The sequence below is a fragment of the Arthrobacter ginsengisoli genome, assembly GCF_031456935.1.
GTDB classification, from domain to species: domain Bacteria; phylum Actinomycetota; class Actinomycetes; order Actinomycetales; family Micrococcaceae; genus Arthrobacter; species Arthrobacter ginsengisoli.
The window spans coordinates 48,720-74,880 of the sequence record NZ_JAVDVQ010000016.1 but is presented as its reverse complement, the minus strand read 5'-3'; the positions used below and the strand labels follow the sequence as shown (position 1 = coordinate 74,880).

26 protein-coding genes and 1 riboswitch are annotated in these 26,161 nt (G+C 67.6%); of the genes, 4 read left to right on the top strand and 22 right to left on the bottom strand.

The window, feature by feature from the left end:
• Positions 1–31 precede the first annotated feature (31 nt).
• From J2X01_RS16315 to J2X01_RS16235, 17 genes are all read right to left on the bottom strand, one after another.
• Complete coding sequence (locus tag J2X01_RS16315; protein ID WP_056426723.1) at positions 32–535, bottom strand: DUF3145 domain-containing protein; 504 nt, start codon at positions 533–535, stop codon at positions 32–34.
• A gap of 300 nt (positions 536–835) precedes the next feature.
• Positions 836–1,762 (bottom strand): tyrosine recombinase XerC, encoded by a 927-nt coding sequence (locus J2X01_RS16310; RefSeq protein ID WP_310059677.1) that lies wholly within the window; start codon positions 1,760–1,762, stop codon positions 836–838.
• 100 nt (positions 1,763–1,862) lie between these two features.
• On the bottom strand, positions 1,863–3,053 hold the full coding sequence (gene dprA / locus J2X01_RS16305; RefSeq protein ID WP_310059674.1) for a DNA-processing protein DprA: 1,191 nt from the start codon (positions 3,051–3,053) through the stop codon (positions 1,863–1,865).
• A gap of 73 nt (positions 3,054–3,126) precedes the next feature.
• Positions 3,127–4,680, bottom strand: a complete 1,554-nt coding sequence (locus tag J2X01_RS16300) for a YifB family Mg chelatase-like AAA ATPase (RefSeq protein ID WP_310059671.1) — start codon at positions 4,678–4,680, stop codon at positions 3,127–3,129.
• Entirely contained in the window at positions 4,681–5,037 is a 357-nt protein-coding gene (locus J2X01_RS16295) for a YraN family protein (protein WP_310059670.1), read from the bottom strand.
• A 425-nt stretch (positions 5,038–5,462) separates the two neighbouring features.
• Entirely contained in the window at positions 5,463–5,789 is a 327-nt protein-coding gene (locus J2X01_RS16290) for a DUF2469 domain-containing protein (RefSeq protein WP_226761804.1), read from the bottom strand.
• A 100-nt stretch (positions 5,790–5,889) separates the two neighbouring features.
• Positions 5,890–6,561, bottom strand: a complete 672-nt coding sequence (gene rnhB / locus J2X01_RS16285) for a ribonuclease HII (RefSeq protein WP_310059667.1) — start codon at positions 6,559–6,561, stop codon at positions 5,890–5,892.
• A gap of 10 nt (positions 6,562–6,571) precedes the next feature.
• Positions 6,572–7,510: a signal peptidase I gene (lepB, locus tag J2X01_RS16280; RefSeq protein WP_310059664.1), complete on the bottom strand. Its 939-nt coding sequence runs from the start codon at positions 7,508–7,510 to the stop codon at positions 6,572–6,574.
• Positions 7,511–8,191 (bottom strand): signal peptidase I, encoded by a 681-nt coding sequence (lepB, locus tag J2X01_RS16275; protein WP_310059662.1) that lies wholly within the window; start codon positions 8,189–8,191, stop codon positions 7,511–7,513. It lies immediately after the preceding gene.
• A 117-nt stretch (positions 8,192–8,308) separates the two neighbouring features.
• Positions 8,309–8,668 carry a 50S ribosomal protein L19 gene (rplS, locus tag J2X01_RS16270; RefSeq protein WP_310059660.1) on the bottom strand — a complete coding sequence of 120 codons (360 nt, stop codon included), beginning with the start codon at positions 8,666–8,668 and terminating at the stop codon, positions 8,309–8,311.
• A gap of 229 nt (positions 8,669–8,897) precedes the next feature.
• The gene (gene trmD / locus J2X01_RS16265) at positions 8,898–9,707 is read right to left on the bottom strand and encodes a tRNA (guanosine(37)-N1)-methyltransferase TrmD (protein ID WP_310059657.1); all 810 of its coding nucleotides are present in this window, start codon (positions 9,705–9,707) and stop codon (positions 8,898–8,900) included.
• Positions 9,708–10,271, bottom strand: a complete 564-nt coding sequence (rimM, locus tag J2X01_RS16260; RefSeq protein ID WP_310059654.1) for a ribosome maturation factor RimM — start codon at positions 10,269–10,271, stop codon at positions 9,708–9,710.
• A gap of 113 nt (positions 10,272–10,384) precedes the next feature.
• Positions 10,385–10,627: an RNA-binding protein gene (locus J2X01_RS16255; protein ID WP_056426755.1), complete on the bottom strand. Its 243-nt coding sequence runs from the start codon at positions 10,625–10,627 to the stop codon at positions 10,385–10,387.
• A gap of 1 nt (position 10,628) precedes the next feature.
• On the bottom strand, positions 10,629–11,054 hold the full coding sequence (rpsP, locus tag J2X01_RS16250) for a 30S ribosomal protein S16 (protein WP_310059652.1): 426 nt from the start codon (positions 11,052–11,054) through the stop codon (positions 10,629–10,631).
• Between the two features lie 201 nt (positions 11,055–11,255).
• Entirely contained in the window at positions 11,256–11,693 is a 438-nt protein-coding gene (locus J2X01_RS16245) for a hypothetical protein (protein WP_310059650.1), read from the bottom strand.
• Positions 11,694–11,776: 83 nt separating this feature from the next.
• Complete coding sequence (locus J2X01_RS16240; protein WP_310059647.1) at positions 11,777–12,652, bottom strand: VOC family protein; 876 nt, start codon at positions 12,650–12,652, stop codon at positions 11,777–11,779.
• A gap of 72 nt (positions 12,653–12,724) precedes the next feature.
• Positions 12,725–13,837: an amidohydrolase family protein gene (locus J2X01_RS16235; RefSeq protein WP_310059644.1), complete on the bottom strand. Its 1,113-nt coding sequence runs from the start codon at positions 13,835–13,837 to the stop codon at positions 12,725–12,727.
• Positions 13,838–13,914: 77 nt separating this feature from the next.
• Positions 13,915–14,022, top strand: a riboswitch (TPP riboswitch).
• Between J2X01_RS16235 and thiC the strand changes: the two genes are divergently transcribed.
• Positions 14,018–15,838 carry a phosphomethylpyrimidine synthase ThiC gene (gene thiC / locus J2X01_RS16230; RefSeq protein ID WP_310059642.1) on the top strand — a complete coding sequence of 607 codons (1,821 nt, stop codon included), beginning with the start codon at positions 14,018–14,020 and terminating at the stop codon, positions 15,836–15,838. Its footprint overlaps the riboswitch before it by 5 nt.
• Here the strand turns inward: thiC and J2X01_RS16225 are convergent.
• Positions 15,835–16,584, bottom strand: a complete 750-nt coding sequence (locus tag J2X01_RS16225) for an alpha/beta fold hydrolase (RefSeq protein WP_310059639.1) — start codon at positions 16,582–16,584, stop codon at positions 15,835–15,837. The two genes, thiC and J2X01_RS16225, sit on opposite strands and share 4 nt — an antisense overlap.
• 59 nt (positions 16,585–16,643) lie before the next feature.
• Entirely contained in the window at positions 16,644–18,230 is a 1,587-nt protein-coding gene (gene ffh, locus J2X01_RS16220; protein ID WP_310059635.1) for a signal recognition particle protein, read from the bottom strand.
• A gap of 170 nt (positions 18,231–18,400) precedes the next feature.
• Here ffh and J2X01_RS16215 point away from each other — a divergent pair, with 170 nt between their 5' ends.
• Positions 18,401–19,771 carry a glucose-6-phosphate dehydrogenase gene (locus tag J2X01_RS16215; protein WP_374724985.1) on the top strand — a complete coding sequence of 457 codons (1,371 nt, stop codon included), beginning with the start codon at positions 18,401–18,403 and terminating at the stop codon, positions 19,769–19,771.
• Between the two features lie 98 nt (positions 19,772–19,869).
• Here the strand turns inward: J2X01_RS16215 and J2X01_RS16210 are convergent, their stop codons facing one another.
• Both J2X01_RS16210 and J2X01_RS16205 read right to left on the bottom strand, forming a co-directional pair.
• A complete protein-coding gene (locus tag J2X01_RS16210; protein ID WP_264354265.1) occupies positions 19,870–20,208 on the bottom strand; it encodes a P-II family nitrogen regulator in 339 nt (112 codons plus the stop codon).
• Entirely contained in the window at positions 20,205–21,569 is a 1,365-nt protein-coding gene (locus tag J2X01_RS16205; protein ID WP_310059630.1) for an ammonium transporter, read from the bottom strand. The genes J2X01_RS16210 and J2X01_RS16205 overlap by 4 nt, the downstream gene beginning before the upstream one ends.
• A 244-nt stretch (positions 21,570–21,813) precedes the next feature.
• Here J2X01_RS16205 and J2X01_RS16200 point away from each other — a divergent pair, with 244 nt between their 5' ends.
• Together J2X01_RS16200 and J2X01_RS16195 are read left to right on the top strand one after the other, a co-directional pair.
• Positions 21,814–23,061, top strand: a complete 1,248-nt coding sequence (locus J2X01_RS16200; protein ID WP_374724984.1) for an MFS transporter — start codon at positions 21,814–21,816, stop codon at positions 23,059–23,061.
• A gap of 98 nt (positions 23,062–23,159) precedes the next feature.
• A complete protein-coding gene (locus J2X01_RS16195; protein ID WP_310059628.1) occupies positions 23,160–24,848 on the top strand; it encodes a hypothetical protein in 1,689 nt (562 codons plus the stop codon).
• 95 nt (positions 24,849–24,943) lie between these two features.
• Here the strand turns inward: J2X01_RS16195 and ftsY are convergent, their stop codons facing one another.
• Positions 24,944–26,158 carry a signal recognition particle-docking protein FtsY gene (gene ftsY / locus J2X01_RS16190; protein ID WP_310059626.1) on the bottom strand — a complete coding sequence of 405 codons (1,215 nt, stop codon included), beginning with the start codon at positions 26,156–26,158 and terminating at the stop codon, positions 24,944–24,946.
• Positions 26,159–26,161 lie beyond the last annotated feature (3 nt).

The following is a 26,161-nucleotide window of genomic DNA, read 5'->3' as shown; positions in this document are numbered from 1 at the left end:
GTGTCGCGGTGTGTCCGCCGGCTCTGGAGTCCTAGCCGACCTGGTGGAGCCAGCGCACCGGAGCGCCTTCGGCGGCGTGCCGGAAGGGCTCAAGTTCTTCGTCCCACGCTTCGCCGAGGGCAAGGGAGAGCTCATGGTAGACCGCGGAGGGATCGCCCGCGCCGGATTCGTAGGCATAGCGGATGCGGTCCTCGGAGACCATGATGTTGCCGTGCACGTCCGTGACGGCGTGGAAGATGCCAAGCTCAGGGGTGTGCGACCAGCGGCCGCCGTCAACACCCTGGCTGGGCTCTTCGGTGACTTCGTAGCGCAGGTGCGCCCAGCCCCGGAGGGCTGACGCCAATTGTGCCCCCGTGCCCGGGTTTCCGGTCCACGACAGCTCCGCCCGGAACATTCCGGGCGCTGCTGGCTGAGCAGTCCACTCAAGGTCCGTCCGCTTGTCCACAACAGAACCTATGGCCCACTCAACGTGGGGGCACAGGGCAGTTGGGGCCGAGTGAACGAACAACACACCGCGGGTCAGTGCAACAGACATTCCATCCTCCATAGCTGTAGGTACGTCTTCCCCAACGACCTCTGCCTGGATGTCTGTCTGTTGCGCGGGTCCGTGGTGATGCGGGAGATCCTTGCCAGACTATTAAGTTGTTGCCCGGTTTCTCGGTGTTTCTTGCTGCTCATGAGCTTCAAGCCACACTTGAAAGTTGCCGGGCGTGAGTTTCATTCTGCCGTACCCCACCTAATTACGCCAGTGCGATTCGGCGCGTCTTTCCCGACGCGCCGCGCAGCGTCACGCTAGGGCCTCCGGGGACGGCGGGCTGGGTCTGGCGCTCCGGGGTCAGGCCCTCGGATGGGCCTGCTGGTAGCTCTGCCGCAGCCTCTCGACGGAGACGTGGGTGTAGATCTGGGTGGTGGCCAGACTGCTGTGGCCCAGGATTTCCTGCACCGCGCGGAGGTCAGCCCCGCCGTCGAGCAGGTGCGTGGCGGCGGAATGCCGCAGGGCATGCGGCCCGGTGGCGGCGGTGTCCCCCAAGGCCGCCAGCAGGTCGTGGACGACGCTGCGGACCTGCCGCTGGTCGACCCGTCTGCCGCGCACGCCAAGGAACAGGGCCGGGCCTGAGCTGCCGGTGGCGAGTGCGGGCCGGCCCCGGCGCAGCCAGTCGTCGACCGCGAGTGCCGCAGGCAGCCCGTACGGCACCGTCCGCTCCTTGTTGCCCTTACCGAGCACCCGCAGGGTCCTGCGGTCGGGATCGAGGTCATCCACGTCCAGGCCGGCCAGCTCGCCGACACGGATGCCGGTGGCGTACAGCAGTTCGACCATGGCCCGGTTTCGCAGCGGCATGGGTCCGCCCTCGGCGGCTGCAGATTCCGCGCCTTCGACGAGCCGAAGGACCTGCTGCTGGTGCAGCACTCCGGGCAGTGATTTCTCCCGTTTCGGTGCCTTCAGCCGCAGCGCAGGGTCCGTCTGGATCAATTCCTCCCGGACGGCCCAGGCGGTGAATGCCCGGGCCGTGGCGGAGCGGCGGGCCAGGGTGGCGCGGGACATCCCTGCCTCGCTTTGCGATCCGAGCCAGCGCCGCAGGGTGCCGAGCTCCAGCCCGGCGGGATCCTCGACTCCTTCGAAGGCCGCATGTTCCAGGAGGCTTCGTACGTCGGAAAGGTAGGCGCGCACCGTGTGGGCCGAACGTCCCCGTTCCGCCTCCAGATAACGGCCGAAGCGCTGGGCTGCGGCGGCCAGGCCGGCAGGGATCTGTTGGGAGGACACCCCCCTACTCTGGCAGGATTCGCCCGCCGGTCAAGGAACCAGGCGGCGAGCCCCGCGGCCGGCGTCACCCGATGACCGGCCGCGGGAAGCCGGCCGCCACTCAGCCTGCCGTGCCCGACCGTTTCCACCCTCCGCCATGCGACTCGGCCAGACCCAACAGACCGAGCCGGCCCAGTCCCGCCCGGACCGAATCCGCGCTCAGCCCGGCGACCGCGGTGAGCTTTTCGACCGAGCTGGTGGTCCGCAGCGGCAGGGCATCCAGCAGGATGAGGTCCTCCAGCGTCAAACCGTCCTGGACCGCCGCCCGGCCGGCCCTGACCTCGGGCAGCGCTTCACCGCTGGGCGAGGCAAGCTCCGCGATTTCCCCCGCATCCGTGACACACACCGCCCCGCCCTCCCGGAGCAGCCGATGGCATCCCGCGGAGTTGGCGCTGTGCACCGATCCGGGCACCGCGCCGACGGCCCTGCCCAGGGTTTCCGCGTGGTGCGCCGTGTTCAGCGCACCGGATCTCCACCTGGCCTCCACGACGACGGTGACCGACGCCAGCGCGGCGATCAGCCTGTTGCGCTGGAGAAATCTGTATCTCGTCGGCGCGGACCCGGGCGGAACCTCGGCGAGGACCGCACCCTGGTTCGCGACCGCGCGCAGCAAGTCCTCGTTGCCGGAGGGGTAGAAACGGTCCACTCCCCCTGCCATCACGGCAATTGTCGGTAGGCTGCCGGAAGGATTCCCGGCGAGCGCGGCCCGGTGGGCGTGCGCGTCAATCCCGTAGGCGCCGCCCGAGATGATCGTGAATCCCCGCTGCGCCAGCGAATACGCGAGGTCTCCGGTCACAGCTGAACCGTAAGAGGTGCTGTCCCTGGAGCCAACCAGCGCAATCGATTTGTCGGCCGGGGGCAGCTCCTGCTCGATCCCCCGCCACCAGAGACAGATCGGCTCCTGCAGCCCGAGATCGGCCAGCTGCCGGGGCCACAGCTCGTCCGCGGGGATGATCAGGCGACCGCCGAGCCGCTGCATCGTTGCGAGGTCCCGTGCCGGCGCCAGATCCGGAACCCGCGGCGCCCAGCGCTTCCGGGCGATGGCCAGGCCAGTCCAGCCGCTGCCCTGGCTGTTTTCGTCCAGCAGCCGGGACATTTCCCGCTCCAGCTCCGCACCGGCGGCCAGCGCACCGGAAGCGATCCTCAACGCGTCCTCCGCCCCCGCAATCTGCACGAGTGCGAGGCCCGCGGCGTCCTGCGGCTCGAAGAGCCGGGACAACGCCGCCCGGGCGGTGCGTTCGCTCTCTGTCATGGTTTTGTCCTTTCACGGGCTGGCAGGTGTTTGGTGCGGCCGCAGTTCCTGCGGCAGCGTCAGTTGTGCTCTGCTAAGCGGCGACGGCCGCCTGTCGAAGATTGAGCGCCCGTCCGATGTCATCTGCCGCCGGGACATCCCGGAGGCCAAGGTCCGCCAGGGTCCACGCCAGACGCAACACGCGGTCGTAGCCGCGTGCAGTGAGCACGCCGCGTTCCAGGGCGTGGTCCAGAATCCTGGTGGTGGGGGCGCCAAGCCGCAGGGCACCGCGCAGCACACGCCCCGGCACCTGGGCGTTGGTCTCCATGCCGAACGGCAGCAGCCTCGCGAGCTGGCGTTCCCGTGCTGCACGGACGCGGGCCGCGATGGTGGCCGTGTCCTCTTCGGCCCCCGGCTGGCCGAATTCGGCCAGCGACACCCGCTCGACCTTCAGCTGGATGTCGACCCTGTCCAGCAGCGGCCCGGACAGGCGGGCCAGATACCGCCGGCGCATGGTGGGCGTGCAGATACAGTCGATTCCCTTGCCGGTGGCCTTGCCGCAGGGGCAGGGATTGGCCGCAAGAACCAGCTGGAAGCGTGCAGGGTAGGCCGCAGTTCCCGCCGAACGGTGCAGCACCAGCTCGCCGCTTTCCAGCGGCTGGCGGAGCGCGTCGAGGACCCGGCGCTCGTATTCAGGGGCCTCGTCAAGGAACAGGACCCCACGGTGGGCCCGTGATGCGGCCCCGGGTCTCGGCAGCCCGGAGCCGCCACCGATGATTGCCGCCGAAGTGGCGGTGTGATGGGGGTTCTCATACGGCGGTCTGCGCACGAGCTGAAGGGAGGCCGAAGTCAGGGCGCAGAGCGAATGGATGGCGGTCACTTCCATTGCCTCGGCGTCGGCCAGATCCGGCAGGAGCCCGGGAAGCCGTTCGGCCAGCATCGTTTTTCCCGCCCCCGGCGGGCCAGTCAGCAGCAGATGGTGTGCGCCGGCAGCGGCGACCTCCAGTGCCTTCCGGGCGTCCCCCTGCCCGGAGACGTCCCGCATGTCCGGCGGTGTAAGGGAAGGCGTCTCAGCTCCGGCCTCGGCTTCGCCAGGCTCGGGCTCAGGCTCAGGCTCAAAGTCAAGGGCGAGCTCCTGCGGATCGGCCCCGAAATCGAAGGCCAGGCGGGCCAGCGTCGCGTAGCCCTGCACCCGTGCGCCCGGCACCAGCTCCGCCTCGGCGGCGTTTGCCTGCGCCACGACGATGTCTGCGTAACCGGCCCGCACCGCCGCCATGACGGCGGGAAGGACACCGCGGACCGGGCGCAGCCTGCCGTCCAGTCCCAGTTCGGCGATGAACACTGTCCGTCCCGTGGACCGCACATCGTTGGAGGCCAGCAGGGCGGCCATGGCGATGGCCAGATCGAAGCCGGAGCCTCGTTTGGGCAGCGACGCCGGGATGAGGTTGGCTGTGATCTTCCGTCGGCTCAGGGGAATTCCGGAGTTTTGGGCGGCCGAGCGGATCCGTTCCTTGGCCTCGTTGAGTGAGGCATCCGGCAGACCCAGGATGACGAAGGCCGGGAGCGTCTGGCCGATGTCAGCCTCCACTTCAACGATGTAGCCGTTCAGCCCGACGAGGGCCACCGCGTAGGTCCGGCCGAGCGCCACCTACCCCACTCCCTTGAGGTGCTCCACGGCGGGATCGCCGCAGCCGTCGTCGAGCACGGCGATCACATCGACCCGGCGTAGCGGCATCCGGAGTTCATGGTGGCGGCACCACTCAGAGGCCAGCCGGTGCAGGCGGGCCAGCTTGGCCACGCCGACGGCTTCGAACGGATGCCCGTACGCAAGGGACTTGCGCGTCTTCACTTCGGCGATGACCAGAGTGTCGCCGTCGAGCGCGACAATGTCGATTTCACCCTCGGAACACCGCCAGTTGCGGTCCACGATCCGCATGCCCTGGGCCTTGAGGTAGCCGGCCGCGAGTTCCTCCCCGCGCCGGCCCAGCACGTCTTTAGCTCTCATAAGAACAGCGTGCGCCGCGGCAGGGCCTTGGCACAGGCGCCAATGACGCTATGTGGGAAACCCAAGTGTGGCCCGCCATTTCAGGAACCCGGCGTCCCGGGTCAGGGCCAGGTACGCACTCAGGAACCGTGGGCCCGGGATTGTCGTGGCCCCGTCGTAGCCTTCAAATTCCGGCCTCCACCGGGCCGCGGGCGCAGTTCAAAACCGCAACCGGCTTCCCGGATCAGGCCAACTCAATGTTCATCGAAGTGAGCTGCATCCCGGCGGAGGAGGACCGCCCGAAGATGGCCCTTCGCTTTCGGGACATCAGCTAAGGACGCGGACCCGGCCACCCTCAGCATGACAGCAGTCGGCCTCAGGCAACTGCACGCCAGCCTTGGTGCATTTCGCCAGGAGCTCGACTAGCCGCCGGCGGGTCAGCCGGGTCAGTTCCCGAGGTCCCCGACCTTGGGCAGGGCGAGTTCCTCGCTGCGCGGGAGCTCCTCGACGTTGACATCCTTGAAGGTGATCACGCGGACGCTCTTGACGAAGCGGGCGGAGCGGTAGACGTCCCAGACCCAGGCGTCCTGCAGCGTCAGGTCGAAGTAGACCTCGCCGTCGGCGCTGCGGGCCTGCAGGTCAACGTGGTTGGCCAGATAGAATCGCCGTTCGGTCTCGACCACATAGCTGAACAGCCCGACAACGTCGCGGTATTCGCGGTAGAGCTGCAGCTCCATGTCGGTCTCATAGTTTTCAAGGTCCTCGGCACTCATGATTCCATCTTGCACCATCCGGCGGCGCCTGCGCGCCACGGGGCCTCCCGCGGCACCCGCGGCCCGCCCGTTGCCCTGCGGGCGGGCACCGGTGCGGGCATCAGTCTGCGAGCAGTTGCCAGCTCACCCGGTGGTAGGGTGTGGGTCCGGCGGCGCGGAGCGCGTTTTTGTGTGCTGCGGTGCCGTAGCCCTTGTTCTCGTCCCAGCCGAAGGCGGGAAATTGAGTGTGCAGTTCGCGCATCATGCCGTCACGCTCCACCTTGGCCAAAATGGACGCCGCGGCAACACTCAGGCACTGCATGTCCGCCTTCACCAGCGTATGCACCGGCGCGTCGCAGCCCGGTTCCACCGGTCCGTCGTCGAACAGGGACGGCTGGGTCTCCGGCGAGAGCCAGTTGTGGCTGCCGTCCAGCAGCACCACGTCCGGGGTGACGCCGGCGGCAAGGACCGCGAGCCATGCACGCGTCCCGGCGAGCCGGAGCGCGGCGATGATGCCGAGGGCGTCGATCTCGTTCGCCGAGGCATGACCGACGGCGGAAGCCACACTCCAGCCTTTGACCAGTGGTACCAGCCGTTCGCGGTCCGCCACCTTGAGCAGTTTGCTGTCCCGCACATCGGCGAGCAGTTTCTGCTGGTAAAGATCGATGACGGCAATGCCGACGCTGACGGGCCCGGCGAGGGCTCCTCGGCCCACCTCGTCGATGCCGGCGAGGAGCCGGGCTCCGGAGCTGCGGAACCGGTGCTCGTAGTCGAGGGTGGGGGCTTCGGACATGGCTGGCCCGCTACTTTCCCGCCGGGGCGGGCACGTCGCGGAAGACGTCCGGGTAGTTGTCAATTGCGGTCATGCGGTTCAGCGGCCAGGCGATGACCGCGGCTTTGCCTTCGACGTCGGCGATGTCGACGAAGCCGCCGTTGCTGTCCGTGTGGGCGCGCGAGTCGGCGGAATGGTTCCGGTTGTCGCCCATGACCCAGACCTTGCCGTCGGGCACCACAACATCGAAGTCCCGGACCTGGGGCACTTCGGCGGGGTTGACATAGCTCTCGTCCAGCGGCGCGCCGTTGACCATGAGCCTGCCGCCGGCGTCGCAGCACACCACATGATCCCCGGGCAGCCCGACGACGCGCTTGACCAGGTGCTGCTCCGAATTGTCCGGGAGCAGGCCAACGAACGTCAGCCCGTCCTGCACCCAGGTGAAGGGGCCGGCTTCCTTCTCCGCCATCGGGACGAGCCAGCCCTGGGTGTCCCGAAACACAACGACGTCGCCATGCTGCAGGGCGAACGGCTCCGGGACCAGGAGGTTCACGAAGATGCGGTCGTTCACGTCCAGGGTGTTGACCATGGATTCGGATGGGATGTAGAAGGCCCGGAAGAGGAAGGTTTTGATCAGGAAGGACAGGACGATGGCGACGAGCACCACCGTGGCCACTTCCTTGGCCCAGAGGAACAGCGGACCGTGGCGCTCACGGGACTTCGCCCGGCGCGCACGCTTCGACGCGGTTCCCGCATGGGCCGGTCCGTCCGCTGCGGGGATGTCCCGGGCGGGGATGTCCCGGGCGGGGATGTCCCGGGCCGCCTCCGAAGGGCCGGGCCCGGGGACCGGAGCCGGCTCGGCCGCGTAGGCCCCACCCACGGGGTCCTCTGTGGCGGGAATCACTGAGGAGTCAACCCGGGGCTGGTCCTGCCCCCGCGGATCAGGAGTCCGGGGTCCGGTCTCGGGCATTTACGGTCCGTTCTTCGCTGTCGTCGTGGCGGCCTCGGCAGGCCGTGCTACTGCTGTAAATCTATCAAGCGGCCAGATGATCCGGACGGGCCTGCCGATCACCCGGTCCCGCGGCACCATGCCGCCGCCGGGAGCCCCCAGGAGACTGCGGGAATCGGCAGAAAGGGAACGGTGGTCCCCCATCAGCCAGAGCCGGCCCGGGGGAACGATCACGCTGAACTTTTGCTCGCTCGTGGAGTCCCCCGGATAGAGATAGGGTTCCGCAAGCTGCTGGCCGTTCACTGTGAGTTTGCCGGCGCCGTCGCAGCAGATCACGTGGTCGCCGGGCAGTCCAATGATTCGCTTGATGAAGGTGTTCTCGCCGCCGGAGAGGCCGATCCAGTGCCCGACGCCGCCGAGGAAGTCCAGCACGGGGCCCTGGCCGCTGTTCAGCGGGGCGAAGGATCCCCTGCCGTCAAAGACGACGATGTCGCCGCGGCCCACCGGCCCGGCCCGGAAGTCCGTCCGCGACACGAGGATCCGGTCCCCTTCGCGGAAGAGCGGCTCCATTGAGGCGGAGGGGATGTAGTAGACATCGAGCCACATCGACCGGATAAGTCCGCTGATGAGCACGGCCAGGACCATGGCCAGCAACACAAAACGCCAGCCGAGTTTCCCTGGCTGGCGTTTTGTGTGCTCCATGGTCCGTATCCTCTAACGCTTTTCTGAAGTGAACAGCGCTGTTGCGGATGCTCCGGCGCTGGCCGGACACGGTCCGTGGACCCGCGATGGAAGACTGCGGTGGAAGCCGGAAAAGTCTTACTTGGCGGTCTGGAAGTCGCGCTTTTCCTTGATCTTCGCGGCCTTGCCACGCAGATCGCGCATGTAGTACAGCTTGGCGCGGCGCACGTCACCCTTGGAGACGAGCTCGATCTTCTCGATGATCGGGGAGTGCACCGGGAAGGTACGCTCCACGCCAACGCCGAAGGAGACCTTGCGGATGGTGAAGGTTTCGCGCAGGCCGTCGCCGTGCCGGCCCAGAACGAAGCCCTGGAAGACCTGGACACGGGAGTTCTTGCCTTCGATGATGTTCACGTGAACCTTGAGGGTGTCACCCGCGCGGAAAACAGGAACATCGGTGCGCAGCGAGGCTGCATCTACGGAATCGAGAATATGCATTGATTCACTCCTGGTGAACGCCACAGGTCCTTCACGTTGGGTCACGGCGGCCAAGCCCGGGCGCAAAAGCGGCCCGGAAATTCCCGCCGAAAATTTGTGAATCCGGCTCCGTCATGACTTGACGGTGCCGGGTGCCGCGCTGTTGGTCACGCTCCCCCTGTGGCAGGTTCGCAACCCAGTTGGCACAAGGACTAATTTTGCCACATCCGGGGCCTTCCAGCCAATCCGCTCAGGCGGAATGCCCGCCGGTGTCCGCGCGGCGCACCAGGTGGCCGTCCACGACGTCGTACCCGAGGTCCGCGAAGGCGGTGCGGTCAGCGCGGGGCAACCTGCCGGCGTCGAACTCCGCGAGCAGGTCCGGGCGGCGTTCTGCGGTGCGTCGGTACTGTTCGTGCCGGCGCCACTGGGCAATATTGCCGTGGTTACCGCTGAGCAGCACCGCCGGGACCTCGCGCTCCCGCCAGTTCGACGGCTTGGTGTAGACCGGGTACTCCAGCAGCCCATCCGAGTGCGATTCCTCCACGAGCGATTCCGGGTTTCCGACGACGCCGGGCAGGAGGCGCCCGATGGCCTCCACCATGGCCAGCACAGCCACTTCGCCGCCGTTGAGGACGTAGTCGCCGAGGCTCACGGGCCGCACCGTGAAGTGCCCGGCGGCCCATTCCATCACGCGCTCGTCGATGCCTTCGTAGCGGCCGCAGGCGAAGACCAGCCGGTCTTCTTCCGCGAGTTCGTGGGCCGTGGCCTGGGTGAACCGCTCCCCCGCCGGTGACGGCACGATCAGGACTGGCTTCGCCGCCTCCGCAGGGCGGTCGGCCGCCACGGCCGCCAGCGCCTGCGCCCACGGTTCGGGCTTCATAACCATACCTGCGCCGCCGCCGTACGGGGTGTCGTCCACGGTCCGGTGCCGGTCCGTTGTGAAGTCCCGGAGGTCGTGGACATTCAGCTCCAGCAGCCCGTCCTGGCGTGCCTTGCCGATCAGCGAGAGTTCCAGCGGAGCCAGGTAGTCGGGGAAGATGCTGACGACGTCGATCCTCATTTAGGCGTTGTCTCCGGTGTCGGCACCGGCGTCGGGGGCGGGGGACTCATCCTCGGCATTGACCTCGAAGAGGCCCGGAGGCGGAGTGACCAGGACGTAGCCTTCGCCGACGTTGACCTCGGGAACGATCTGCTCCACGAAGGGGATCAGGACTTCCTTGCCGTCCGTCGCGGTGACCACCAGCAGGTCCTGGACCGGGAGCGTGTGCAGGCCGGAAACCTTGCCGACCACCTGGTCTCCGACGCGGACCTCCAGGCCCTCGAGCTCGTGCTCGTACCAGCCTTCGTCGTCGTCATCGTCGTCGAGTTCTTCAGTTTCGATGAACAGCTTGGCCCCACGGACGGTTTCCGCCTCGTTGCGGGTCTCAATCTCCTCGAAGGCCAGCAGCAGGATGTCCTTGTTCCAGCGTGCACTGAGGATGGTGAGCGGGCCGGCCGAGGCCGGTTCCACCACGAACTGGGTCCCCGGGACGAAGCGGTCACCGGGTGCATCCGTGAGCACCTGGACGGTTACTTCGCCGCGGATGCCGTGGGGCTTGCCGATTCGTGCCACCTGAAGCTGCATCTGTTCCTCTGTTCGGGATTGGTGTTTCTGCGGGTCTACTGGGGAAAACAGTCCGGCCCCTCCACCATTATCTGGTGAAGGGGCCGGACTTAAGACAGATACTGCTGAAAGCGTTACCGGCGGCGGTCGGTGTCGACGACGTCGACCCTGACCGGCTCGCCGTCAGCCAGTGCTGCCACCACAGTGCGCAGGGCGCGTGCGGTGCGGCCCTGGCGGCCGATCACCCGTCCGAGGTCGTCCTGATGAACGCGCACTTCGAGGGTGTCCCCGCGGCGGTTGTTCTTCGCACTGACCTTGACATCCTCAGGACTGTCAACGATCCCGCGGACGAGGTGCTCGAGCGCTTCGGCCAGCAATTTACTCAGCCTCGGTGGTCTCTGCTTCGGCGGCGTCGGCGGGAGCCTCGGCTGCGTCGTCCTTCTTGGCCTTCTTGGTGATGGCTTCCGGGATGATCACGGAACCCTTTTCCGGGGCGACGAAGGCAGCCTTGGGAGCCTTGGTCTTCAAGGTTCCCTCCTGGCCCGGGAGACCCTTGAACTTCTGCCAGTCACCGGTGATCTTGAGGATCGCCGCAACCTGCTCGGACGGCTGTGCGCCGACGCCGAGCCAGTACTGGGCACGGTCCGTGTCGACCTCGATGTACGAGGGCTCTTCGGTCGGGTGGTACTTGCCGATCTCTTCGATGGCACGGCCGTCACGCTTGGAGCGTGCGTCCATGACGACGATGCGGTAGTACGGTGCGCGCATCTTGCCAAAGCGCTTAAGGCGAATCTTTACGGCCACTTTTGTGGTCACTCCTGTTTCTGAAACGGGGTCGAGCCCGGCGTTCTGCACCCGTGGGGCGGGCCATACTAGGGGGTTCTAAAAGGACAGGATCCGAACGCGGAGAGAGGGGCCACGCAGATCGAGTACCTGTTTATTGTGCCAGATCAGCGGCGGGATATCGACTTGACACCCGCAACCGGTCGATTTTGGGGCTGTGGATCAGGAAGTCCAGACGTAGAGGCCGGACTTGCTGTCGGGATCGACGCCGGCGGCCAGTTCCGCGAGCTGCCGGACGTAGCGGGCGGCCTGCTCGGCACCGAAGGGCATGTCCTCTTCAGCCGCCCAGCTGTCGGCGACGTCGGCCAGGACGTCGCCTTCGCCTTCGGTCTCGTAGCTGAGCAGCTCGGCAAGGGCGCGGACCATCGCCGGCGGGACGCCCAGCAGGGAGTCGCTGGCCACATCGACCATCGCGAGTTCATAGTCGGCGCCCGAGGCGTGGACGGCCGTGCCGGCCAGGTCGCCCAGGCGCTCGACTTCGAAGTCGCTGATATCCGCGATCCGGACGGCCCCGGCAGCCGCGGCGGCCCCGCCGTCGAGGGCGGTGGCGCGCTTGAGGGCTTCATCGTGGGTGGAAACAAAGACTTCGGTGAATCCCATGGAGCTCATCCTTAGATGTCTGGCGGCGCTGGGCCGCTGATTTCGGCGTCGCCCCAGCCTAACCGGTCCAGCCCGGCGGACTCTCAGCGGACGGCGACACGGATCCGGTTGCGCCACGGATCCTCGAAGCGCAGTTCGGCTCCGGTGTGGTGGGACTGCACACCGGCAATCTTGAGGCGGTCGGCGAGGGCCCCGACGTCGTCACCGGAGGGTACCTCGATCAGCACCTCGCCCAGCCCCAGGGTGTCGCGGCGGGGACCGGCGCCACGGCTGTTCCAGACGTTCATGGCCATGTGGTGGTGGTAGCCGCCGGCCGAGACGAACAGGGCCTGTCCGTGCCAGCCCGCCGTCCTTTCGAACCCGAGGGTTCCGACGTAGAAGTCCTGGGCGGACTGGACGTCGCCGACCTGCAGGTGGACGTGGCCGATGCCGGCCTCCGCCTGGTGCTGCCCGCGCACGGATTCCTCGGTCAGGAACTGCTCGAGGTAGCGCTGCGGCGGCAGGGCCAGGCTGTCCATCACCACGTTCTTGCCGTCCCAGGACCAGGCATCGCGGGGACGGTCCCAGTAGAGCTCGATCCCGTTGCCCTCCGGATCGGTGAAGTAGAAGGCTTCGCTGACGAGGTGGTCGGCGCTGCCGCTGAAGGACTGCGGCTCATACTGCGCCGCGCTGGCGACGGTGGCGGCAAGGGAGGTCTGGTCGTCGAACAGCAGGGCCGTGTGGAAGAGGCCGGCCTCACCGCGGGAGGGGACGCTCAGGCCGGGCGCCGGTGCCAGATGGACCAGGGGCTTCTGCTTGCGGCCCAGGTAGAGTCCGCCGTCCTGCTCGGTCACAATATCGAGGCCGAGGGCGCGCTGGTAATAGTCCGTCATGATCTTCATGTCGCCGACCTTGAGCATCACGGTGCCCATGGTGAGTTCGGCGGGAAGAAGATCCTGGGTGCTGTTTCCTGCAGTCATGTGATCGCTCCGGTACTAAGGTCGGCCACCGCCCGTCGATGACCTTTATGTATCTCTAAATTACTTGAAGCTTCAATTTATTCCTAACCGGGTCGGATCGTCCCGGCGGACCAGTTCTCCGCGCAACACGATGTGCCGGAGGTCCCGCAGGGTGGCCAGATTGCTGCGCGGGTCTTCGGCGCAGACCAGGACGTCCGCGCTGGCACCTTCCGTTATGCCGTCCGCCCCGAGCCAGGCGCGGGCGGCCCAGGTGCCGGCGTCGAGGGCGGACGTGGCCGGGAGCCCGGCGGCGTGCAGCGACTGGAGCTCGTCGACGATGCGTCCGTGCCTGATGACGCTGCCGGCGTCCGTTCCGGCGTAGATGGTGACGCCGGCGTCGAAGGCTGCCAGGACGCGTTCCGCCCGGCGCTCCCAGAGTGAGCGCATATGCGACGCGTACCTGGGGAACTTCGCCTCCGCCTGCGCGGCGATGGCGGGGAAGGTGGCGATGTTGATGAGCGTAGGCACAATCGGCACACCCTGCTCGACGAAACGCTCCAGATGCCGCGGGAGCAGGCCGGTTGCGTGCTCGATGCAGTCGATGCCGGCATCGAGCATGTCGTCCAGCGTGTCTTCGGCGAAGCAGTGGGCCGTGACCCGGGCGCCTTCGTCGTGGGCGGCCTGGACAGCGTCTTTGAGCGTGCCGGCCGGGAAGCTGGCGGCGAGGTCGCCGGCGTCACGGTCGATCCAGTCCCCCACAAGTTTGACCCAGCCGTCGCCGGCCCGTGCCTGCTTACGCACGGCCTCCACCAGGTTCCCGGGCTCCACCTCGACGGCGAAGCCCCGGAGGTACCGCCGGGTCCTGGCGATATGCCGGCCTGAGCGGATGATGCGCGGCAGGTCCGCCCGTTGCCGGATCCAGCGGGTGTCGTGCACGGCGCCGGCGTCCCGGACCAGGAGGGTTCCGGCGTCGCGGTCGGTCAGGGCCTGTTCTTCCGCCAGCTGCTCGGTGACGTCACCTCCGGGGCCGAGCCCGATATGGCAGTGCGCGTCGACCAGCCCGGGGATGACCCACCCGGCCAGGACGAGGTCCGGCGCGGCGGCCGGACGGTCGAAGGTCAGCAGTCCGTCCACGGACCAGAGCCCGCGGCGTTCCTGGTCGGGTCCGGTGAGAATGGGGCCACTGAACTCGAAGATGCCGGTCATGGCTTACAGCCTAAACCGCGGCCGGACCGGGCGCCGTCACACACCGCGGCCCTCCGGACGGCGTGTGGTAGCTTCGTCTACGACCACACGGGTGCCCCTGCAGGGGCTGAGATCGGGCTATGGCAGCCTGCGACCGTTGAACCTGTCCGGGTAATGCCGGCGAAGGAAGTGAGTATTTTCGTGAATACGCAACTAACACAGCACAGCCCTGTCCAAAATGAGTCAGTCCACAACGAGTCTGCAGCCACCACGCAGTCGCTGAAGTCCCATTCGCTGGCCTTCACCACGGACCCGGACCATGGCATCCGCGTCCCGGTGACCGAGATTGCCCTGGAACCCTCACCGGGCGGCGTTGGGAACCCACCCTTCCGGGTCTACCGCACGGCCGGCCCGGGCAGCGATCCGGTCCGCGGGCTGGATCCGTACCGGGCGCCCTGGATTGAGGCCAGGGCGGACACCGAAACCTACGCCGGCCGGGAACGGGAGCTGCTCGATGACGGCAGGTCGGCGGTGCGCCGGGGCGCGGCGTCGGCCGAGTGGAGGGGCGACCGGCCGGTGCCGCGCCGCGCGGTCGACGGCCGGACGGTCACGCAGATGCGCTACGCACGGGACGGGGTCATCACCCGGGAGATGCGGTTCGTGGCGCTGCGCGAGAACTGCGACGTCGAACTGGTCCGCTCCGAAGTGGCCGCGGGCCGCGCCATCATCCCCAGCAACGTCAACCACCCCGAATCCGAGCCGATGATCATCGGCAAGGCGTTCCTGGTAAAGATCAACGCCAACATCGGCAACTCGGCCGTGACCAGTTCCATCGCGGAGGAGGTCGACAAGCTCCAGTGGGCCACCCAATGGGGTGCGGACACGGTGATGGACCTCTCCACCGGGGACGACATCCACACCACTCGCGAATGGATCATCCGCAACTCCCCGGTCCCCATCGGCACGGTCCCGATCTACCAGGCGCTGGAGAAGGTCAACGGCGAGGCCAACGCCCTCACCTGGGAAGTCTTCCGGGACACGGTGATTGAGCAGTGCGAGCAGGGCGTGGACTACATGACCATCCACGCCGGGGTGCTGTTGCGCTATGTGCCGCTGACGGTCGACCGGGTCACGGGCATCGTGTCCCGCGGCGGGGCGATCATGGCCGGCTGGTGCCTGGCCCACCACCAGGAGAACTTCCTCTACACCCACTTCGACGAGCTCTGCGAAATCTTCGCCCGCTACGACGTCGCGTTCTCGCTCGGTGACGGCCTGCGGCCCGGTGCCACCGCAGACGCCAACGACGCGGCGCAGTTCGCCGAACTGGACACCCTGGCCGAGCTGACACAGCGGGCCTGGGGGTTCGATGTCCAGGTCATGGTGGAGGGTCCGGGCCATGTGCCGTTCCACCTCGTCCGGGAAAACGTGGAACGCCAGCAGGAACTCTGCAAAGGCGCCCCGTTCTACACGCTGGGGCCGCTGGTGACCGATATTGCCCCGGGCTATGACCACATCACCTCCGCAATCGGCGCCACCGAGATCGCCCGCTACGGCACCGCCATGCTTTGCTACGTGACGCCCAAGGAACACCTTGGGCTGCCCAACAAGGACGATGTGAAGACCGGCGTCATCACCTACAAGATCGCCGCCCACGCCGCCGATCTGGCCAAGGGCCACCCCGGCGCGCATGAACGCGACGATGCGCTGTCCAAGGCACGATTTGAGTTCCGCTGGCGGGACCAGTTCGGGCTGTCCCTGGACCCGGTGACGGCGGAAGCCTTCCACGATGAGACGCTTCCCGCGGAGCCGGCCAAGACCGCCCACTTCTGCTCGATGTGCGGGCCCAAGTTCTGCTCCATGCGGATCAGCCAGGACATCCGGGACGAATACGGGTCCGCGGACCCGGAGTCCGCGCTGGCCGCGCGTGCGGCGGGGATGCGGGCCAAGAGCACCGAGTTCCTGGCCTCGGGCGGCAAGGTCTACCTGCCGGACCCTGCCGCGGCGGGACCCGCAGGCAGCTAGGAGGCCTGGGCGTGCTGCTGCCGGCCGACGTCGGCGATGAACCCCCGGATGAGCCGGTTGCCCTCCGCTGAATCGTGGGGCCGGTGCCCGCCCGGCGCGATGCGGTGCAGGGCTCCGGTCTCGCGCAGGTAGCCCGCGATTTCTTCGTAGAGCGGCTCCCAGCCGCCGGTCAGGACCAGCGTGGGGACGCCCGGGACGATCTGCAGCGGGGCATCCCAGGCCGGAGCCTGCAGGCGCAGGCGGCGCGCCTCCCGCTGGTCCTCCGGGCCGGGAGCACCAAGCGCCGCCTGGGCCGGGGTGTGGGCAGCGAAGACCCGGCGGACGAATTCGCGGTGGAAATCCTCATCGCTCAGCTGTTGACGGACGTCGAAGAGCGGCTGCATCAGGGCGCGGTGCGCCGCCGTCGCCGGCTGATCCGCGGTGAGCGAGAGGCAGGCCGGTTCCACGAGGGTCAGGGAGTGCACGAGTTCCGGCCGGTCGACGGCGGCCATCATCGCGGCGATGGCACCTTGCGAATGGGCGACGACGTGCCCGCCGGTTTCGCCGCGGCCGTCATCGGCCAGGGCGCACAGGACGATGGCGGCGTCGGCGGCGAAGTCCGTTTCCAGCGGCTCGGCGACCGGGTCATAGCCGTGGCGGCGCAGGAACAGCGCGTCATAATCCAGCGCCATCCCGTGCTGTTTCGGCCAAGCGGCAGCGCCGAAGCTGCCCGCCCCGTGGACGAAGACTACGCGCTGCTTGAACATGGTCTAACCCTATGACACCGGCCCGGGAACGGGCCGCCGACATCTCGGCCGGCAGCGGCCTATTTGCCGCCGCCGAGGAACTTGTCGAAGCCCTTGGGCAGGTTCAGCTGGGAGGGATCGAAGTCCGCGCCCTGCTGGCCGAACGCGGCACCGGTCGGAAGAGCCTTCGCGCCTTCGGCCCGGCGGGCCTGGGCATCCTTGAGCTCCTGTGCGGCCTTGGCCGGGTTGCCCGAGCGGGCCTTCTTCTTGGGCGCGCTCTTGGCACCCTTGCGGGGCCCTCCCCCGCCCATGCCGGGCATCCCCGGCATCCCCGGCATGCCCCCGCCGGCGGCCATCTTCTTCATCATCTTCTGGGCCTGCGCGAAACGCTCCAGCAGGCCGTTGACCTCGGAAACATGCACACCGGAGCCGCGGGCAATCCTGGCCCGGCGGGAACCGTTGATGATCTTGGGGGCAACACGTTCATGCGGGGTCATGGAACGCACAATCGCCTCGACGCGGTCAATTTCACGCTCGTCGAACTGCTCGAGCTGCTGCCGGATGTTCTGCGCTCCGGGCATCATCATGAGCATCTTCTTCATGGAACCCATGTTGCGGATCTGCTGCATCTGGGCGAGGAAGTCGTCCAGGGTGAAGTCTTCCTGGTCGGCGAATTTCTTCGCCATCCGGGCGGCCTCATCCTTGTCCCAGGATTTCTCCGCCTGCTCGATCAGGGTGAGCACGTCACCGAGGTCGAGGATCCTGGAGGCCATCCGGTCCGGGTGGAAGAGCTCGAAGTCGTCCAGGCCTTCGCCGGTGGACGCGAACATCACGGGCTTGCCGGTGACGGAGGAGACCGAGAGTGCGGCACCACCGCGGGCGTCGCCGTCGAGCTTGGAGAGCACGATTCCGGTGAAGTTGACGCCCTCGTCGAAGGCCATGGCCGTGTTGACGGCGTCCTGGCCGATCATGGCGTCGACCACAAACAGCACTTCGTTCGGAACGATGGCGCGGCGGATCTGCCGCGCCTGCTCCATCATCTCCGCGTCCACGCCGGTCCGGCCGGCGGTGTCAACGATCACGACGTCGTGCAGGGTGCGGCGGGCTTCCTCGACGCCGGCGCGGGCGACAGCGACCGGGTCGCCCGCCGGGTGGTCCAGCTCGGTGGACGTGGCGCCCGGGTGCGGGGCGAAGACGGGCACGCCGGCGCGCTGGCCGACGACCTGGAGCTGGGTGACGGCATTGGGACGCTGCAGGTCGCAGGCCACCAGCATGGGGCTGTGGCCCTGCGCCTTGAGGTACCTGGAGAGCTTGCCCGCCAGGGTGGTTTTACCGGCACCCTGGAGCCCGGCGAGCATGATGATGGTGGGACCGGTCTTGGCGAGCCGGATCCGGCGGGTCTCGCCGCCGAGGATCTCGACGAGCTCCTCGTTGACGATCTTCACGATCTGCTGGCCGGGGTTCAGGGCGGCGGAGACCTCCGCGCCCAGGGCACGCTCGCGCACCCGCCCGGTGAATTCGCGGACCACGGGAACGGCGACATCGGCGTCCAGGAGGGCGCGCCGGATTTCGCGGACCGTGGCGTCAACGTCCGCCTCGGTCAGGCGGCCCTTGCCACGGAGATTCTTGAAGGTTGCTGTCAACCGGTCAGAGAGTGAATTGAACACGCGCCGTGCACTTCTTTCAGTGGATCTACGGATGGCGGCCGGTCCGGCACGCCAGCGTCGCGACTGATGTTCGCCTGAACGAACCGCCTCGACAACGGGACTCGACTATCTAGGGTACCAAGACGCGCCTTGAAGATGGCATGCTGGCTTAGGTGACGAGCCGAATAACAGTGAAAACCCTCCTCATCCTGGGCGCGTCGGGCGACCTGACCGGCAGGCTGCTGCTGCCGGGCCTTGCCCGGCTGGTGTCCCGGGGACGCGCCGACGGGCTCAGCCTGGTGGGCGCCGGTTCGGATGCCTGGACGCCGGAACAGTGGCTGGAGCGCATCGAGGAGTCCTTCGCGGACGCCCACTCCCAGGCCGAGGCCTATGGCCGGCGGGAACTGAAGCGGATCCGCGAATCCTCCAGTTACCACCAGCTCGATGTCACGGCCGAAGGGCAGCTGGCGGGCCTGCTGGCGCAGCTGGAGGGGCCGGTGGCCATCTACTTCGCCCTTCCGCCGCGCGTCAGCCAGCTGGCCTGCGAAGCGCTGGCTCCCGGCCAGGTGCCCGCCGGGACCCGGCTGGTCATGGAGAAACCGTTTGGTTCCAGTGCGGAGTCCGCCCGTCACCTCAATAAGACCCTGGCCGCGCTGGCCCCGGAGGACCACATCCACCGGGTGGACCACTTCCTGGGCAAGGCGACAGTGCTGAACATTCTGGGCCTGCGCTTCGCCAACACCTTCCTGGAACCGGTGTGGAACCGCGAGCACATCGAAAAAATCGAGATTGTCTTTGACGAGGACCTCGCGCTGGAAGGCCGGGCCCGCTACTACGACGGCGCCGGCGCCCTCCGCGACATGATCCAGAGCCACCTTTTGCAGATCATGGCCCTGCTGGCGATCGAACCGCCCGCCTCGGTGGAGGAGAGGGACCTCCGCGACGCCGTGGCCACCGTGCTGCGCGCCGGCAGCATCAAGGCACCCTACGCGAAGAGCACCCGGCGCGCCCGGTACACCGCTGGATCCATCGGCGGCCGGAAGGTCCCCGACTACGCCAACGAAGACGGCGTCGACGCGGCCCGCGGCACCGAGACGCTCGCCGAGGTGGAAGTGCAGATCGACAACTGGCGCTGGCAGGGTGTCCCATTCATTCTGCGTTCCGGCAAGGCCCTGGGCATCAAACGCAAGGAAGCCGTGGTGACCTTCCGGCCGGTGCCGCACCTGCCCCGGGGCTTCACCGGCGTGGACTCCCCGAACCAGCTGAGGATTGGATTCGGGCCTGACACCCTGCAGTTCGACGTCGACGTGAACGGCCCCGGCGATGTCCTGAGCCTGGACCGCGCCACCCTGGAGGCCGAGCTCAGCGGCTCCGAACTGCTGCCGTACGGGGAGGTCCTGGAGGGCGTCCTGACCGGCGATCCGCTGCTCTCCGTCCGCGCCGATACCGCGGAAGACTGCTGGCGGATCATGGAGCCTGTCCTCAAGGCTTGGGCCCGGGACAGCGCACCGCTGGAGGAGTACGCCGCCGGCAGCGACGGACCGGACAGCTGGCCGGGCTGACCGGGCTGACCGCCGAGGTCCTGTCCCAACTGCCGGGCAGACAAAGGCGGGCCGGGAACCTTTCAAGGTACCCGGCCCGCCTTTGTTTCAGCTGCCGGCTAGATGGCAGCCGATCCGCGTTCTCCGGTGCGGACCCGCACCGCCTCGAACACGTCCATCGTCCAGACCTTGCCGTCCCCGGCCCGGCCGGTGTTCGAGCTGGCGATGATGACATCCAGGATGTCGTCCGCCTGTTCGTCGGTGGCCAGGACTTCCACCCGGATCTTGGGGAGCAGGTCAACGTTGTACTCGGCGCCGCGGTACACCTCGGTGTAGCCCCGCTGCCGTCCGTAGCCGCTGGCCGCGCTGACCGTGAGGCCCTGCACGCCGTAGGCTTCGAGCCCTTCCCGGATGGCGTCGAGCTTCTCCGGCCGGACGATTGCTGTGATCAGTTTCATGCCTCCACACTTTCCTTGCCTGCTGCTGCGGACTTCTTGCCATTGGACGACGCGTCCACCGTTTCGGCGGCGGGAGCCGGGGCCTGGGACTTGCCGGTGATGAGTTCGTGCAGCGGGGTGAAGCTTCCGCCGTGGCCGCCAACACCGAATTCGTAGGCGGTTTCGGCGTGCAGGCTGAGGTCCACGCCCACCACTTCCTGCTCCTGGGAAACCCGGAAGCCCATGGTCTTGTGGATGGCGAAAGCGATGATGGCGGTCATCACTGCGGAGAAAACGATGGCGGTTCCGGCCGCCGCGAGCTGGGCCCACAGCTGGGTGAAGCCGCCGCCGTAGAACAGGCCGCCGCCCACACCGTCAGCCGGGAGGGCGATGAAGCCCAGCGCCACGGTGCCGATGATGCCCGAGACGAGGTGGACACCGACGACGTCGAGCGAATCGTCAAAGCCCCAGCGGAACTTGAGGCCGACGGCGAGGGCGGAGGCCATACCGGCGACCAGGCCAAGGCACAGGGCGCCGATCGGGCTGACGTTGGCGCAGGCCGGGGTGATGGCAACGAGGCCAGCCACCACACCGGAGGCGGCACCGAGCGAGGTCGGGTGACCGTCGCGGACACGCTCCGTGATGAGCCAGCCGAGCATGGCCGCAGCCGGGGCTGCCAGGGTGTTGACCCAGATCAGGCCGCCCTGTTCCGCCGTCGTTGCCGCGCCGCCGTTGAAGCCGAACCAGCCGAACCACAGGATCGCGGCACCGAGCATCACAAACGGGATGTTGTGCGGGCGGTGGTTGGGGTCCTTGCCGAAGCCCTTGCGGTTGCCGATGATCAGCACCAGGACCAGCGCGGCAACACCGGCGTTGATGTGGACGACCGTGCCGCCGGCGAAGTCAATTGCCGGGCCGAGGGCCTGGCCGATTGCGCCTTCCGGGCCGAACAGCCCGCCGCCCCAGACCATGTAGGCCAGCGGGCAGTAAACGAGGGTTACCCAGACCGGGACGAACACGGACCAGGCGCCGAACTTGGCGCGGTCAGCGATCGCGCCGCTGATCAGGGCGACGGTGATGATGGCGAAGGTGGCTCCATAGCCGACCTTGATAAGTCCGTCAGGAGTGTCAATGCCCTCCAGCCCGAAGGTGGCGAACGGGTTTCCCACCATCTGCAGGAAGCCCTCACCGGAGCTCATCGAGGCGCCCCAGAGCACCCAGACCACACCGACCATGCCGATGGAGATGAAACTCATCATCATCATGTTCAGTGCGGCCTTGGCGCGCGTCATGCCGCCGTAGAAAAATGCGAGTCCTGGTGTCATGAACAGCACGAGTGCTGCTGCCACCATCAGCCATACGTGACCTGCGGTAAGTTCCATGGTGCACGTCCTCCCTTGCTTGGATGCAATCTTTGTTCCTGCGGAGTTCTCCGCGTGCCTCAACGCGGTTTGCGTTCTAAGAAGATTTTGTCGGCGTAGTGTTTCGCCGGCGGAGGATTTAGATTGCCGGGTTGTTACAAGAACCTCCCGGAAGTAAATGGTGCAAATCCTTCTTGTTACGGTTATGTTTCGAGAGTTCCAACATCGCCGTTGCCGCCCGCCCGTATTGCAGGAAGCCGCACCCATGAGTAAGTCCTCCCGCCCCGCGGGCTCCCCGCCGCAGGCCGGTCCCCGGACCCGCGGCAGTGCCGTGCTGCCCCGGGACATCAAGGTGATGTTGGTGGCTGCCTTCCTCATCGCCCTTGGCTTCGGCCTGGTGGCCCCGGTGCTCCCGCAGTTCGCCACCACTTTCGACGTCGGGGCGACGGCGGCTGCCGTGATCGTGAGCATCTTTGCGTTCATGCGGCTCGTGTTTGCCCCCGCAGGGGGTGCGCTGATTGTGCGGCTCGGGGAACGGCCGGTCTACGTGGCCGGTCTGCTGATCGTCGCGGCGTCGACGGCGGCCTGTGCCTTCGCCCAGGACTATTGGCAGCTGCTCATCTTTCGAGGCCTCGGCGGCGCCGGCTCGGTGATGTTCACGGTAGCGTCGATGGCCCTGGTGGTGCGCCTGGCGCCGCCCGAGAGCCGCGGCCGGGTGTCCGGGGCCTACGCCTCGGCGTTCCTGATCGGCAACGTGTGCGGGCCGGTGGTGGGCGGTCTGCTGGCCGGCTTCGGCCTGCGCGTGCCGTTCCTCGTCTACGCCGCCGCCCTGGTCCTGGCCGCGGTTGTGGTGCAGACCCAGCTGAGCCACGTGCCGGCGGCCTCCCGCCCGGACGGAAGTTCGGCGCCGGCAATGGAGCTGCGGACAGCCCTCCGCGACAGCGCGTACCGGGCGGGGCTGTTCTCCAGCTTCGCGAACGGCTGGGCAACCTTCGGCGTGCGGATGGCCACGGTGCCGCTCTTCGCGGTCGCCGCGCTGAACGCGGGACCGGAATCGGCGGGCTGGGCCCTGGCCATGTTCGCCGCAGCCAATGCCGTGGCGCTGACGTTCTCCGGCAAACTCGCAGACAGCCTGGGCCGGAAGCCCATGATGATTTCTGGTCTTCTGGTGACGGGCATCGCCACGGGAGCGATCGGCTTCACGCATGAACTGCCCTGGTTCCTGGCCGCGACCGCTCTCGCCGGCATCGGTTCAGGGCTCCTCGGTCCGGCCCAGCAGGCAGCCATGGCCGACGTGATCGGCAACGAGCGTTCCGGCGGCCGGGTGCTCGCCATCTTCCAGATGACGGCCGACAGCGGCGCGATCATCGGACCGGTACTCGCCGGGGTCCTCGCAGACCGGCTGGGCTATGGCTGGGCTTTCGGCGTCACCGGCGGCGTCCTGATTGCGGCCGCGGCCGGCTGGCTACTGGCCCGGGAGACGTTCCAGCGGCCAGCCAACCGCAGCGCCTGACGCCGCCCGGACGGGCGCGCCGGCCGCCTCCGGGTCGAACCGCACCGACGGACTTCGTTAGGCTATTGGGAGTTCCCACCCAGAAGCTGGAGAAGTTTGTGACGCCACGCCAAGATCGTTCGCCCGGACCAAACCCCGACTACAGGCCGGAGCGCAGGGCCGGGACAAGGCGCAAGCCGCTGCGTCCCGCCGTCGTGGTCACAGTGATCGCGGCAGTCCTTGCCGTGGCGGCGTCGCTGGTGTTCTTCCTCAGGCCCGGTGCCGGAGCAGACCTCAGCGCGTCCCCTTCGACGGGCACGGCGCCCACAACAGCGGCGGCACTGCCTCCGGCGCCGGAGGTCAGCTACTACAAGCAGCCGGGCCCGCCTGCCGGGTCGCCGCTGGAAGCGGTGGAGCCGCTCCAGGTGAATGTCTCGACAGACCAGGTCGGCACCTCGCTGAGCAAGGGCCTGGTCGGGATCTCGTTGGAGGCTACCGACCTCGCCGACCCCGCCCTGAGCGGCGACAATGCCTCGATTGTGAAGCTTTTCAAGGAAGCCGACCAGCCGGTGCTCCGGTTCGGAGGCAACGCCGTCGACCGCCGCTTCTTCTGGACGTCGACCAACGAGGCGGTCCCCTCCAACTACACAGGGGACAAAGCACATCCGGTCAGTGCCGTCGGTCCCGCGGACCTGGCCCGGCTGAACACGCTGCTGGAAGCTGCCGACGCGACCGTCAGCCTTACCGTCGACCTTGGACACTACAACCCGGACCGCGCCGCGGATATGGCCAAGCATGCAGCCCAGATCTTCGGACCGAGGCTGCTGAGCTTCACTGTCGGCAACGAGCCGAATGGCTTCGGACTCAACGGCGTCCGCCCGAATGGCTACGGCGTCGACAAGTATGTCGAGGAGCTCAAGGCGTACGCGAACGCGATCAACGAGGTCGCCCCCAACGTTCCCATCTCAGGCCCAGGCGCCTATGACCGGAAGTGGTGGCAGCCGTTCATTGATGCCGACATTGCGCAAAAGAAGATCCTGTCGTTCCACAACTACCCCCTCCACAGCTGCGACGGAAGCGACCCCAAGAGTTCGCCGACCATCTCGAACGTCATGAGCCAGCTCATGCACGACCGCGCCGACGACTACCAGCAGGCTGCCCTGGAAGCCGGCCAGGCGGCCGGGATCGAAACCTGGCTCCCGGAGACCGGGATCGCCGCCTGCCCCGGGTCCAACGAGACCTCGCGCACGCACGCCTCCGCCCTCTGGACCGCCGACTATGCCCTCAACGCCGCACAGCTTGGCATTACGCGCATCGGTTTCCACAGTTCAATGATCACCTGCAAGGGCGGTCCCGCCATGTCCGCGATCTGCAGCGGCGGAGCCTACCTCAAGCCCAATGGCGAGGTTTCCGGCCGGGCCAACTTCTTCGGCATCTCCATGGTCGCCGAGATGGAGGGCGGGAAGTTCCTGAAGCTGGACGCGAAAGGCGGCGGCCTGATGTTCAGCTACGCCCTGCGGAACGCCGATGGAAGCACCACCGTTGTCCTGGTCAACGAGAACAACCCCGAGAAAGCCGCCCAGACCGAGGTCACACTCAATCTGCCGGCGCGCGCGCTGACGGGAACCATGACCCAGCTGTCCGGCCCCAGCTACGCGGCCGAGGACAGCACGGTGATCGACGGTGCCAAGTCCGAACCGGTTCCGCTCGCGGCCCGTGCCACGGTGGAGGGGTTCGCCTACGGCTCCCAGACGCAGACGTTCAAGCTGACGGCCGGAACGGTCACCGTGCTGAACTTCAAGCACTAGCCGCCACACGCAGCTGGCTCCCAGTTGATGCCGCTCCGGGATTCCCGGCGGCATCAACTGGGAGCCAGCTGGCTTTAAGTCACTTCTGCGGCGGGTTAGTTCAGGATGGCGTCAACGAAGCTCTCGGCGTCGAAGGGGGCGAGGTCGTCCGCCCCCTCGCCCAGGCCGATCAGCTTGACCGGGACGCCGAGCGACTTCTGGATGGCCACCACAATGCCGCCCTTGGCCGTGCCGTCCAGCTTGGTCAGGACGATACCGGTGATGTTCACGACCTCGGCGAAAACCCTGGCCTGGTTCAGGCCGTTCTGACCCGTCGTGGCGTCGAGGACCAGGAGCACCTCATCCACTTCGGCCAGCTTCTCGATGACCCGCTTGACCTTGCCGAGCTCGTCCATCAGGCCCACTTTGTTTTGCAGGCGGCCGGCGGTGTCAATCATTACGACGTCGACCTCCTGGTCGATGCCGGCCTTGACCGCCTCATAGGCGACCGACGCCGGGTCCGCACCGTGGACGTCGGACTTCACGGTGGCGACGCCGACGCGCTGGCCCCAGGTGGCGAGCTGTTCGGCGGCGGCGGCGCGGAAGGTGTCCGCGGCGCCCAGCAGGACATCCTTGTCCTCGGCGACGAGCACGCGGGCGAGCTTGCCCACCGTGGTGGTCTTGCCGACGCCGTTGACGCCCACCACCAGCACGACGGCGGGTTTGTCGGCGTGCCGTTCGACCCGCAGGCTGCGGTCCATCGTCGGGTCCACCAGCTTGATGAGTTCCTCCCGCAACATGGCTTTGACGTGTTCCGGGGAGCGGGTGCCGAGCACCTTGACGCGTTCGCGGAGGGCGTCCACGAGTTGCAGGGTCGGCTCGGTGCCGAGGTCGGCGAGCAGCAGGGTCTCCTCCACCTCGTCCCACACGTTTTCGTCGATCTTGTCTGCGGAGAGCAGTGCCAGCAGGCCTTTGCCAAGGATGTTGTTGGACTTGATCAGGCGTTCGCGCAGCCGGATCAGGCGCCCGGCCACCGGCAGCGGGGTTTCCACCGGGACGGTTTCCAGGCCGGCGACGCTGTCCGGGACTTCAACGGTTGCCAGGGCCTCGTGGTCGCTGAAATCCGGCGCTGTGCGGTCGCGCGTCGTGGGCGCGGGGCGGTCCTCGAGCAGGGTTCCGCCGCCGGCACCGGGCTCCACAGGATCGTTCGCGTCACGCTTTCCGGGGTAGTTGGTGATGTTCTTCCGGGTTTTCATCAGGACCGGAATGAGCGCACCGAGGACCACCAGGGCGGCGAGAATGGGCAGAAGAATGGGGAGGATGTCGTTCACTCC